Source organism: Nocardia yamanashiensis (genome assembly GCF_021183565.1).
In the GTDB taxonomy this organism is placed as follows: domain Bacteria; phylum Actinomycetota; class Actinomycetes; order Mycobacteriales; family Mycobacteriaceae; genus Nocardia; species Nocardia yamanashiensis.
In genome coordinates this window covers 7,261,399-7,272,955 of sequence record NZ_CP089226.1, presented here as the reverse complement: position 1 = coordinate 7,272,955, position 11,557 = coordinate 7,261,399, and the positions used below count along the sequence as shown (strand labels likewise).

The 11,557-nt window shown below is 68.4% G+C and carries 11 protein-coding genes; 2 read left to right on the top strand and 9 right to left on the bottom strand.

Annotation, left to right across the window (positions count from 1 at the left end; all coding sequences use genetic code 11):
• Positions 1-8: 8 nt before the first annotated feature.
• The 3 genes from LTV02_RS33460 to LTV02_RS33450 all read right to left on the bottom strand — a co-directional run bounded on the left by LTV02_RS33460 (position 9) and on the right by LTV02_RS33450 (position 4,601).
• Entirely contained in the window at positions 9-1,613 is a 1,605-nt protein-coding gene (locus tag LTV02_RS33460) for an acyl-CoA carboxylase subunit beta (RefSeq protein ID WP_233035617.1), read from the bottom strand.
• The gene (locus tag LTV02_RS33455; RefSeq protein WP_233035616.1) at positions 1,610-2,773 is read right to left on the bottom strand and encodes an acyl-CoA dehydrogenase family protein; all 1,164 of its coding nucleotides are present in this window, start codon (positions 2,771-2,773) and stop codon (positions 1,610-1,612) included. The genes LTV02_RS33460 and LTV02_RS33455 overlap by 4 nt, the downstream gene beginning before the upstream one ends.
• A gap of 112 nt (positions 2,774-2,885) precedes the next feature.
• Entirely contained in the window at positions 2,886-4,601 is a 1,716-nt protein-coding gene (locus LTV02_RS33450; protein WP_233035615.1) for an acyclic terpene utilization AtuA family protein, read from the bottom strand.
• A gap of 168 nt (positions 4,602-4,769) precedes the next feature.
• Here LTV02_RS33450 and LTV02_RS33445 point away from each other — a divergent pair, with 168 nt between their 5' ends.
• Complete coding sequence (locus LTV02_RS33445; protein WP_169815439.1) at positions 4,770-4,922, top strand: hypothetical protein; 153 nt, start codon at positions 4,770-4,772, stop codon at positions 4,920-4,922.
• A gap of 4 nt (positions 4,923-4,926) precedes the next feature.
• Here LTV02_RS33445 and LTV02_RS33440 read toward each other — a convergent pair whose 3' ends face one another.
• The 6 genes from LTV02_RS33440 to LTV02_RS33415 all read right to left on the bottom strand — a co-directional run bounded on the left by LTV02_RS33440 (position 4,927) and on the right by LTV02_RS33415 (position 10,380).
• Complete coding sequence (locus LTV02_RS33440) at positions 4,927-5,691, bottom strand: adenylate/guanylate cyclase domain-containing protein (RefSeq protein WP_233041808.1); 765 nt, start codon at positions 5,689-5,691, stop codon at positions 4,927-4,929.
• Between the two features lie 576 nt (positions 5,692-6,267).
• Positions 6,268-7,083 (bottom strand): ABC transporter permease, encoded by an 816-nt coding sequence (locus LTV02_RS33435; protein WP_233035614.1) that lies wholly within the window; start codon positions 7,081-7,083, stop codon positions 6,268-6,270.
• The gene (locus LTV02_RS33430; protein ID WP_067721230.1) at positions 7,083-8,018 is read right to left on the bottom strand and encodes an ABC transporter ATP-binding protein; all 936 of its coding nucleotides are present in this window, start codon (positions 8,016-8,018) and stop codon (positions 7,083-7,085) included. Before LTV02_RS33430 ends, LTV02_RS33435 begins: the two co-directional genes overlap by 1 nt.
• Before the next feature lie 150 nt (positions 8,019-8,168).
• Positions 8,169-8,873 carry a thiazole synthase gene (gene thiG, locus LTV02_RS33425; protein ID WP_233041807.1) on the bottom strand — a complete coding sequence of 235 codons (705 nt, stop codon included), beginning with the start codon at positions 8,871-8,873 and terminating at the stop codon, positions 8,169-8,171.
• A 43-nt stretch (positions 8,874-8,916) separates the two neighbouring features.
• The gene (gene thiS / locus LTV02_RS33420; RefSeq protein WP_067721228.1) at positions 8,917-9,129 is read right to left on the bottom strand and encodes a sulfur carrier protein ThiS; all 213 of its coding nucleotides are present in this window, start codon (positions 9,127-9,129) and stop codon (positions 8,917-8,919) included.
• Complete coding sequence (locus LTV02_RS33415) at positions 9,130-10,380, bottom strand: FAD-dependent oxidoreductase (protein WP_233035613.1); 1,251 nt, start codon at positions 10,378-10,380, stop codon at positions 9,130-9,132.
• A gap of 261 nt (positions 10,381-10,641) precedes the next feature.
• Between LTV02_RS33415 and thiE the strand changes: the two genes are divergently transcribed.
• Positions 10,642-11,346 carry a thiamine phosphate synthase gene (thiE, locus tag LTV02_RS33410; protein ID WP_233035612.1) on the top strand — a complete coding sequence of 235 codons (705 nt, stop codon included), beginning with the start codon at positions 10,642-10,644 and terminating at the stop codon, positions 11,344-11,346.
• Positions 11,347-11,557 lie beyond the last annotated feature (211 nt).

The following is an 11,557-nucleotide window of genomic DNA, read 5'->3' as shown; positions in this document are numbered from 1 at the left end:
TTTCGGCCTCACATCCGGAAGACGCCGAAGCCCTCGGCGCCCTTGATCGGGGAATTGTGAATGGCGGACAGGGCCATTCCCAAGACCGTGCGGGTGTCGCGGGGGTCGATGACGCCGTCGTCGTACAGGCGGCCCGACATGAACATGGGCAGCGATTCGGCCTCGATCTGCGCTTCGATCATGGCGCGCAGCCCGGCGTCCTGCTCCTCGTTGAACGGAATCCCGCGCGCCTCGTTGGCGGCCCGGCCCACGATGGAGATGACGCCCGCCAGCTGCGCACCGCCCATGACGGCGGATTTGGCGCTGGGCCAGGCGAATACGAAGCGCGGATCGTAGGCGCGACCGCACATGCCGTAGTGACCGGCACCGTAGGACGCGCCCATCAGCAGCGAAATGTGCGGCACCTTCGAATTCGACACCGCGTTGATCATCTGCGCGCCGTGCTTGATGATGCCCTTCTGCTCGTACTCCTTGCCGACCATGTAGCCGGTGGTGTTGTGCAGGAACAACAGTGGCGTGTTCGACTGGTTGGCCAGCTGGATGAACTGGGTGGCCTTCTGCGCTTCCTCGCTGAACAGCACGCCGCGGGCGTTGGCGAGAATGCCGACCGGGTAGCCGTGCAGCTCCGCCCAGCCGGTGACCAGGCTGGAACCGTACAGCGGCTTGAACTCGTCGAAGTCCGAACCGTCCACCACGCGGGCGATGACCTCGCGCGGATCGAACGGGATCTTGAGGTCGGTCGGCACGATGCCGAGCAGTTCCTCCTGGTCGTAGAGCGGCTCGATGATCTCCTCGAGCGGCCGCCCCGCCGGGCCCTCCTTCCGCCAGTTCAGGCGCTTGACGATATTACGGCCGAGCCGGATCGCGTCCTGCTCGTCCACGGCCAGGTAGTCGGCGAGACCCGAAGTGCGGGCGTGCATTTCCGCGCCGCCCAGGGATTCGTCGTCGGACTCCTCACCGGTGGCCATCTTGACCAGCGGCGGGCCGCCCAGGAACACCTTGGAGCGGTCCTTGATCATGACCGTGTAGTCCGACATGCCGGGGATGTACGCGCCGCCCGCGGTGGAATTGCCGAAAACCAGTGCGATGGTGGGGATTCCGGCCGCCGACAACCGGGTCAGGTCGCGGAACATGCGCCCGCCGGGGACGAACACCTCCTTCTGCGTGGGCAGATCCGCGCCGCCGGACTCCACCAGGCCGATCACCGGCAGGCGGTTCTCCAGCGCGATGTCGTTCATGCGCAGGGTCTTGCGCAGCGTCCACGGGTTGGAGGTGCCGCCGCGCACGGTCGGATCGGGCGCGGTGATCATGCATTCGACGCCCTCGACGATGCCGATGCCCGCGATGACGCTGGCGCCCACGTGGAAGTCGCTGCCCCAGCCGGCCAGCGGGGCCAGCTCCAGGAACGGCGAATCCTCGTCCAGCAGCAGCTCGATGCGCTCGCGCGCGGTCAGCTTGCCGCGCTTGCGATGCCGCGCCATCTTGTCCGGACCGCCGCCCGCGATGTTCTTGGCGTACTCGGCCTCGACCTCGGTGAGCTTGGCGGTCATGGCTTCGGCGGCCGCCCGATAGTCGGCCGAATTCGGGTCTACGGTGCTACGCAGAGTGGTCAAGACTGGAACCCCAATCGCTTGGCCGCGAGGCTGGTCAGGATCTCGTTGGTGCCGCCGCCGATGCCGAGGATGCGCACATCCCGGTAGTGGCGCTCGACCTCGGACTCACGCATGTAGCCGAGGCCGCCGAACAGCTGCACCGCCTGGTGGGCGACCCATTCGGCGGTTTCCACGGCGGTGTTCTTGGCGAAGCACACCTCGGCGATCAGATCGGTTTCGCCGTGCGCGGCGCGCTCCACCACATGGTGGGTGTAGACGCGGGCCACATCGATGCGGCGCGCCATCTCCGAGAGGGTGTTCTGCACGGCCTGGCGGGAGATCAGCGGGCGACCGAAGGTCTCGCGGTCGCGGACCCACTGCAGGGTGAGGTCCAGGCAGCGCTGGGCGTGGCCGTACGCCTGCGCGGCGAGGCCGACGCGCTCGCTCACGAATGCCGAGGCGATCTGGGCGAATCCGGAATTCTCCGGGCCGACCAGGTTCGAAACCGGCACGCGCACATCGACATACGACAGCTCGGCGGTGTCGGAGCACAGCCAGCCCATCTTCTCCAGCTTGCGGGAGACGGTGAAACCGGGCGTGCCCTTCTCCACTACCAGCAGCGAAACGCCCGCCGCACCCGGGCCGCCCGTGCGCACGGCGGTCACCACGTAGTCGGCGCGCACGCCGGAGGTGATGAAGGTCTTGGAGCCGTTGACGATGAACTCGTCACCGTCGCGCACCGCGGTGGTGCGCAGATGGCCGACATCGGAGCCGCCACCGGGCTCGGTGATCGCCAGCGAGCCGATCTTCTCGCCCGCCAGCGTCGGCTTCACCCAGCGCTCGATGTGCTCGGCATTGCCCGACGCGACAATGTGCGGGACCGCGATGCCACAGGTGAACAGCGAGGCGAACAGGCCGCCGGAGCCGCCCGCGTAATGCATTTCCTCGCACACGATCGCGGCGTCGATGCCGTCGCCGCCGGAACCGCCGACAGCCTCCGGGAACTGGATGCCGAGCAGGCCCAGCGCGCCCGCCTTCTTGTGCAGATCACGCGGCAACTCGCCCTCGCGCTCCCAGCCGTCCAGGTTCGGGAGCACCTCGCGCTCCACGAAACCCCGTACGGTGGCGCGCAATTCACGCCGCTCGGGCGTCTGCCACAGATCCGCGTATCCGGTTGTCATGCCGTCTCACTCCATTTCGCACGGCTGATATCCCAAGAGCCGTCAGCGCGGCGGCCCCACCCGTCATCCCGAGACCGCCCCGGCGCGGGGCGGTTTCGGGGGTCGCGTGCGCTCACGGCAGCAACTCCGCGGGAATGTCGATGTGGCGCGACCGCAGCCATTCCCCGAGCCCCTTGGCCTGCGGATCGAAGCGCGCCTGGTAGGCCACGCCCTCCCCCAGCAGCCCTTCGACAATGAAATTGAGCGCCCGCAGGTTCGGCAGCACATGCCGGGTGACGGGCAATTTCGCCGTTTCCGGGAGCAGCAGGCGCAGTTCGTCGACGGTCAAAGCGTTGACCAGCCACTGCCATTCGGCATCGGTGCGCACCCAGACGCCGATATTCGCGTTACCGCCCTTGTCACCGGACCTCGCCAACGCGATCGTGCCCAGCGGGACGCGCTTGGTCTCACCGGCCGGAAGCGGCTGCGGCGGAATCGGTTCCGCGACATCCGCCAAGGTCAGGGTCTCGGCGGCCGGTGCGATGGCGACCTCGGTGCCGTCCGGCAGCACGGCCGTGTGCGGAACTTCCTTCGCATCGACGTAACCGGGCTTGAACACGCCGTACGGGCCACCGTTTCCGGGCGGGGCCGTCAGCGAGAAGCCCGCGTAGCTCGCGAGCGCCAATTCCACCGCCACACTGGAGAAGGCGCGGCCGACCTTGTTCGGATCGGGATCGCGGACCACGCAGCGCAGCAGGGCGCTGGCCTGCTCCTCGGTCTCGGCGTCCGGGCGGTCCAGGCGGGCCAGGGTCCACTCCAGCTCGGCGGGGCGCACCGGCAGCCAGGACTCCAGCTGGCGTTGCGCCAGTTCGGCTTTCGCCTCGATGTCGAGACCGGTGAGAATGAACTCCATCTCGTTGCGGAAGCCGCCGATGGTGTTCATCGACACCTTGGTCTGTGGCGGGGGCGCTTCGCCCAGCACGCCGCTGATCAGCACCCGGTCCTCGCCCTCCTGGCTGACGCGAATGCTGTCCAGGCGGGTGGTGACATCCGGTCCGGCGTAGCGCGGGGACTGGATCTCATACATGAGCTGGGCTTTCACCGTGTCCACGGTGACCGCGCCGCCGGTGCCCGAGTGCTTGGTGATGACGGTGGAACCGTCGCGGCGGACCTCGGCGATCGGGAAGCCCGGGCGGCCCAGATCCTTGATCTCGGTGAAGAAGGCGAAATTGCCGCCGGTGGCCTGGGTGCTGCACTCGATGACGTGGCCCGCGACCACGGCTCCGGCGAGCGCGTCGTAATCCGTACGGCTCCAGCCGAAATGGGCGGCGGCGGGGCCGACCACCAGCGAGGCGTCGGTGACGCGGCCGGTGACGACGATATCCGCGCCCGCGTTCAGGCATTCCGCGATACCCCACGCGCCCAGGTAGGCGTTGGCGGTGAGCGGCGTGCCGAGGCCGAGTTCGGCGGCGCGCGGCAGCAGGTCGTCGCCGGTGACGTGGGCGATCTTCGGTGCGAGACCGAGCTTTTCGGCGACCTCGCGCACGCGCTGCGCCAGCCCGGCGGGGTTCAGGCCGCCCGCGTTCGCGACGATCTTCACGCCGGATTCCAGCGCCAGGCCGAGGCTGCCCTCCAGCTGCTTCACGAAGGTCTTGGCGTAGCCGAGGTTCGCGTCCTTCATGCGATCCCGGCCCAGGATCAGCATGGTGAGCTCGGCCAGATAGTCGCCGGTGAGAACGTCCAGGTCCCCGCCTTCGAGCATCTCGCGCATGGCGCTCAGCCGATCACCGTAGAAGCCGGAACAGTTGCCGATCCGAAGTAGCTCCGGATTTTCGGCGAGCTGACTCATACTGGGCCTCCCTGTGCACCCGAGTCCGGGGCGCGGCCTCTCCGCCGCGGTCGGATCAAGGGTCACATCGAGGGCAGAAAAAATCAAGCCTGCGTGCTTGTTAATTTCGGGAGGTGCAGGTCAGAGCCGGTGTACGGCGATCCGGCACGCTTCCTGCAAACTTGAGCGATGTCCTCGAGCGTGATCTTCGTGCTGCTGCTGGCCCTCGCCGGATTCCTGCTCGGCGGGGCCTACACGACCTGGAAGACAGCCAAGCCCCTGGCCGTGGCGCTCGCCCTCGCGGGGGCGCTCGCAGTGGCCGGGGCTTTCCTCTGGATGTGAGCCGTTACTCGGCGTCGAGACGGAAGATTCGCAGATCCTCCGGGACCCCGCTCAGGGGGGCCGCGAAGAAGCTGCGGCGGTAGGGCTTTACGCCGAAGCCGAGTTCTTCGAGGGTTTCCGGTTCGAGGGAATCGAGGGTGGCGGCGGAGAGCATGGTGTTGCCGTTGCCGCCGGCTTCCATGACGCGGGCCGCGATGGTGACGTCCACGCCGAGCCAGTCGCCGCCGATCTCGCGGGGGGAACCGGTGTGCAGGCCCATGCGCATCTGGGGGCGGTAACCGTCGATGCTGACGCCCGACAGGTTCTCCTTGGCCGCCACGGCTGCCCGTACGGCCCGATCGGCGGACGGGAAGACCGCCATCACCCCGTCGCCCATGCGCTTCACCACGGAGCCGCCACGGTCCACGATGGGCGGTTCGATGGCCTTGGCCACGCGGCGCAGCAGTTCCAGGGTCGCCTCGTCACCGGCGGCGAGGGACCAGCTGGAGAAGGCCACCAGGTCGGTGAACATGATGGTGATCTCCTGGGTGCCGCGGCCCCGGCCGACGCGTTCCAGCATGGCCTGCCAGACCTGGAGCGCACCCAGGCCCAATTCCTTTGCCGCGCTGGGCGTATCGCCGACCAGCTTGTCCGCGGCACGGGCCACGGCGCGGGCGCTGCCGGGACCGGAGACCGAGAGCGGATCGCCGAAAGCCGGGTCGCCGGGCAGGTTCTCGCGGGCCTTGCGGATGGCGCCGATCAGATCGCCACGCTGATTCGCGGCCGCCATCAGGGAAGAGAGCTGACCGGGGAAGCGGCCGCGGCGCCGATTGGCCTCGTTCTCGTCGAGATCCGCCGGAACCAGCGGAATGACCACGTCCGGGTCGATCGGACGCGGCTGCTGCGGGCGCGGACCGGTCGCGTCCTTCGACCGGTTGCGATCGGTGCCCAAACCTTCGGTGCGGTTCGCGTCGGACGCGCGGTCTCCGCCGTCGGAGGGTCGTTCGCTCACGCCCAGAGCGTATCTCAGGCCTTGATCCTCGGATGGATGAATGATTGCCACCTGACACCTCCCGATCGGTGCGAGCGGCCACAACGTTGAGCCCGCCGATGTTTGAGTGCTTTGGTTGCTGAGGCGATGCTACCGACGGTTCAGTTCGGCGGCTAGGCCCTTCCGGATGGAAGCGACAGTTTTCACACAGCGTTCTTCTTCCGCACAGGGTTCTCCCGGCCAACGTACCTGGAATCCCGGCCGCGACCGGGTAAAGGCAGGCCACGGAAAAAAGACATCGGCCCGATACGGAGGTCCGTATCGGGCCGATGGCGCTACCGGCCGGGCAGTGGCCGGCAGCTCCCCGGGCAGGGTCTAGGCGTCGCGCTGGTTGGTCACGTACAGCGCGGCGGCGAACACGATCACGACGAAGGCCGTGAAGTAGACGAGCGAGCCCCACTGGCCCCAATGCCAGGGTGCGTTCTCATCGGCCGAGAGACCGAGGAAACGGGAAGCGTTCTGGAAGGGCAGGAACACCCGGATATTGCTGCCCACCTTGCCGAACACGCTCACGATCGGCTCGATCAGAGTCGGCCAGACGATCAGCAGCGACAGTGCCGCCGCCGACTGGCGCAACAACGCGCCCAAGCCTACCGACAGGAACACCACCAGCGCGATGAAGATCGGCACGCCGTAGAAGACGCGCAGGTCGCCGCTGAGGCTCAGACCCGCACCCACATCGGACTTGGTCAGGCCCTTCAGGATGAAGAAGCTCAGGAAGGTCAGCACCGCCGAGAACACCGCCATCACCACCGCGATGAAACCGGCCTTGGCCGCCAGCACCGCCGAGCGATTCGGGACCGCCAGGAAGCTGGCCTTGATGGTGCCGAAACGGTATTCGCTGGTCACCGCCAGCGCCGCCACGATCATGACGAGGATGTAGCCGAAACCCGGGATGAACGGCGGCACACCGATGAAACCCAGTCCGGCGACGGCATTGTCGGCGCTCGGCGGCTCCGACATGGTCACGTTCCCGCTGGCGACCTGCTTGTTGTACTCGCTCATCTCGAAGTTGAGCAGGAAGGCGAAACCCACCGCCAGCAGCAGCGCCCAGACGGCGATCAGCACCGAACACCACCAGGGCGAACGGGTCGAGGTGAGCTTGATACGTTCCGCGGCAAGCACTCCCATCAGAGCGCACCTCCCATCACCTGTTCGAAGCCCGCGGCGTGGTACTGGACCGCGCCGCCCGTCATGCTCATGAACGCTTCCTCCAGCGAGGCCCGCTGCGGGGACAGCTCGAAGAGCGTGATGTCGTTGGCGCCGGCCAGCTTTCCGACCGCGTCGCTGCTCACGCCGACCACGATCAGCGCCGGGCCGTCGCCGTCCTCGCGCACCGTCATACCGTTCGAGGTGAGCAAGCTGCGCAATTGATCCAGCTGCGGGCTGCGCACGCGCACAGACGCTTCCGACGACTTCTCGATGAAATCCTTGGTGGGCGTGTCGGCGATCAGGCGACCCTGGCCGATCACGATGAGATGGTCCGCGGTCTGCGCCATCTCGGCCAGCAGATGGCTCGACACCAGTACGGTGCGGCCCTCGGACGCCAGCCGCTGCATGAAACGGCGGATCCACAGAATGCCCTCGGGATCCAGGCCGTTCACCGGCTCGTCGAACAACAGCACCTGCGGATCGCCGAGCAGCGCGCCGGCCAGGCCGAGCCGCTGGGACATGCCGAGCGAGAAACCGCCCGCCTTCTTGCCCGCGACCTCCGACAGACCGACCAGGCGCAGGACTTCCTCGACCCGGTTGCCGGGGAGGTTGTTCGAGGCCGCCATCCAGCGCAGATGGGAACGAGCCGAACGATTCGGATGCACCCACTTGGCATCCAGCAGGGCGCCCACCTTGGTGAGCGGATTCGCCAGTTCGCGGTACGGCTTGCCGTCGATCAGCGCGGTACCCGAAGTCGGCTGGTCCAGCCCGAGAATCATGCGCATGGTGGTCGATTTGCCGGCACCGTTCGGGCCCAGAAAGCCGGTCACCTGGCCCGGGCGGACCGAGAACGACAGATCCTGCACCGCGACGGTCTGGCCATAGTGTTTGGTCAGGCCCCTCAGTTCGATCATGGGGACCAGTCTTCCTCGAGAACCGGTCCCGGGCCATAGCTCACAGGTCGCGCGTCCCGTCCTCCTCGAGGATGACCCGTCCCCCACCACACACCGGGCATACCCTCACATACGAGTGGCGGGGGTCACGGGTTCACCGTTCGGGACGATTCAGAGCGACGGGGACGACGCCTGCGCCCAGAAGCGCTTGGGGATGCGGCCCGCTTCCCTTGCCAGCCAACCGGCTTCCACCGCGTGCGCCATGGCGGCGGCCATCAGGGCGGGCTGCCGGGCGCGGGTGACGGCGGTGGCGAGCAGGACCGCGGAGCAGCCGAGTTCCATGGCCAGGGCGGCGTCGCTGGCGGTGCCGATGCCCGCGTCGAGGATCACCGGGACCTGCGCGGCGGCCACGATCATCTCGATATTGTGCGGATTGCCGATGCCCAGGCCGGTGCCGATCGGCGCGCCCAGCGGCATGACGGCGGCACAGCCGATGTCCTCCAGGCGCTTGGCCAGCACCGGATCGTCGGTGGTGTAGGGCAGGACGGTGAAACCGGCGTCCACCAGTTGCTCTGCGGCGCTGACCAATTCGATGACGTCCGGGAGCAGGGTGCGTTCGTCGGCGATGACTTCCAGCTTCACCCAATCGGTTTCGAGGGCTTCCCGGCCCAGCTGCGCGGTCAGCACCGCCTCGGCGGCCGAGCGGCAACCGGCGGTATTGGGCAGCGGGGCGATCTCCAGGCGCTTGAGCAGATCCAGCACGCCGGTGCCGCCCGCGGCGTCCACCCGGCGCATGGCGACCGTGGTCAGCTCGGTCTTGGAGGCGACCAGGGCCTCCTCCAGCACGTGCAGGTTGTCCGCGCCGCCGGTGCCCATGATCAGGCGGGAACCGAACTCGCGGCCCGCGATCACCAGCGGGCTAGCCACCCTGCACCGCCGTCAGCACCTCGAGCTCCCAGCCGCGGCCGACCGGCTCGTCCCAGCGCGACTTGGGGAACAGCGCGCCGTCCACGGCCACCGCCACGCCCTGGCACGGGAGGTTCAGGGTCTCCAGCACCTCACGCACCGAGGTGTTCTCGGCGAACTCGTGATCGACACCGTTCACGGTGACACCGACCGGAATCGCGGTCATCTAGTTTCCTTCCGGAGAAGACGGGTCGGCGGTGGACCGCCGCTCCAAGTGTGCGGACAAAGCGAGCGCCTCGGCCGGGCGGGGAACCGCGGCGACCTGATCGAAACGCTGCGGGGCGGCCGCGCGGGCCTCGGGGAGTTCGGCGTCCGCGAGCAGGGCCGTCACCGCGGCGGCGGTGACGGGGGTGTCGAGAATGCCGTTGCGGCCGTGGCCGGTCGCGGCGATCACGCGGTCGTCGAGGTAGCCGATCAGCGGGAGATTGTCCGGGGAACCCGGGCGGGAACCCGCTGTGGCCTCGGCGAATTCGTATTCGCCCAGGCCGGGGAACACCGTCTCGGCATCGGTGATCAGGTCGCGCACGCCGGCCACGGTGACGGCGGTATCGAAGCCCACTTCGTATTGTGTTGCACCCAGCACGATTCCGTCGGCGCGGGGCACAAGATATATAGGACGGCCGTGCACGCGGGCGCGGATGACGTGGTTCGGCACCGGCGGGGCGCTGGGGCGACGGCGCAAGCGCAGAATCTCCCCCTTCACCGGACGCACCGGCAGGCCCGGCCACAGCTGAGCGGATGCGGCTCCGGCGGCGAGCACAATGCGATCGTGCGGGAGATCGGCCAGCTCTTCGACCCGCTCGGACCGGAATTTCACGCGCGCCGCGGCACACGCGGCTCGCAGGGCAGTCACCAGCGCCCGGTTATCGACAGCGGGTTCGGCGACCGACAACAGCGCGGCGCGAATGCCACGGCCCAGGCCGGGCTCCGCCGCGCGCACGCCGGCACGATCCAGCAGCCGCAGCGCCGGCCCCTCCGGTTCGGGTGAGGTGGCCGAAAGCCGCTCCCCCACTTCGGTATCGGTGCCGGTGACCGCCCCCGCCCGGACTTCAGGATGTGCTGACGGCGGTGCGGTGCGGGTATTCACCCAATCGGCGATAGTGCGCAGGTCAGCAGCGTCGGCGGCATCCAGGGCGACGGTGAGAGTGCGGTCGGCGGTGAAGAAATGGGTGCCCGTGATCGCATGCAGGTCGGCGGCGAAGGCGGGCCAGCGGGACAGGGAGGCCGCGCCGAATTCGAGGGCGGCGTCTTCGCCGGGCCAGCCTTCGGACAACGGGGCGAGCATGCCGCCCGCCACCCAGGAAGCCCCCGAACCCACCGCCGGGTCGTACAGCGTGACCGTCCAGCCCGACTCGGCAGCGCGCCACGCCACCGACAGGCCGATCACACCGCCGCCGACGACGGCCAGAGTCCGCATTGCTTCCACCTCACGCTGTATCAACTCGCGCCGTCCGGTGGCATTCCCGCCACGTCCGGCTCGTTCCGCGACCCGCTCGCACACCGCCGCGGCGGCATACCGGGCGGGCCCGGCGACATCAGCTCGCGACCACGGGTCGCACGCATCGCTCCGGATTCTCCGGCCGAACGCCGGGTCCGAGGGTCCGCGACCGCATCGTCGACCGCCACCGGAGGCATGGCACGTTTCGCATCCAACGTTAGCGCGACTAGGTTCGGAGGCGTGCAGCCCTCCCATCCGAACCGGCCCGTACCACCGCGTGAACGTCTCGCCGACGCGCGGCTGTACCTGTGCACCGACGCCCGGCGTGAGAAGGGGGATCTGGCCGAATTCGCGGACGCGGCGCTGGCCGGGGGCGTGGACATCATCCAGCTCCGGGACAAGGGGTCGGCGGGCGAGAAGCAGTTCGGCACTCTCGAGGCCAAGGCCGAGCTGGGCGTATTGGCCGAACTGAAAGCCGCCGCGCGCCGCCACGGGGCGCTGGTGGCCTGCAACGATCGCGCCGATATCGGCCTCGCCGCCGGGGTCGACGTCCTGCATCTGGGCCAAGGCGACCTACCGCCCTGGTACGCCCGCCGCATTCTGGGACCGGACGTCGTCATCGGCCGCTCCACCCACAACCGCGCCCAGGCCGGCCTCGCCGCCATCGACGAACACATCGACTACTTCTGCACCGGCCCCGTCTGGACCACCCCGACCAAGCCCGGCCGCACCGCCGCCGGCCTCGACCTGGTGCGCTCCACCGCCGACTCCCACACCCGCCGACCGTGGTTCGCCATCGGCGGCATCGATGACGTGCGGCTGCCGGAAGTCCTCGACGCCGGTGCCACCCGAATCGTGGTGGTACGAGCGATTACCGAAGCGCGTGATCCGGAAGCAGCGGCGCGCGCGTTGAAGCAGCGAATCCTCGACAACACGGCTTCTTGACATTGCCCGCTGCGCTAGCATGGCCTCATCACGCGAGTGATGCAGGGCAGGCCGCCAGAGTGGTGTTTGACGGCCTACCCCATGGATCGGATTAGTCTCGCTCCAGCATCAGCCGGACGAGATTGAAGAGAGCCCCAGCAATTGCGGCGATAGCCCGGACGGCCGCCCAGTTGACTGGGGTTTTCTTCTGCTTGTCATGCATCTGATCCAC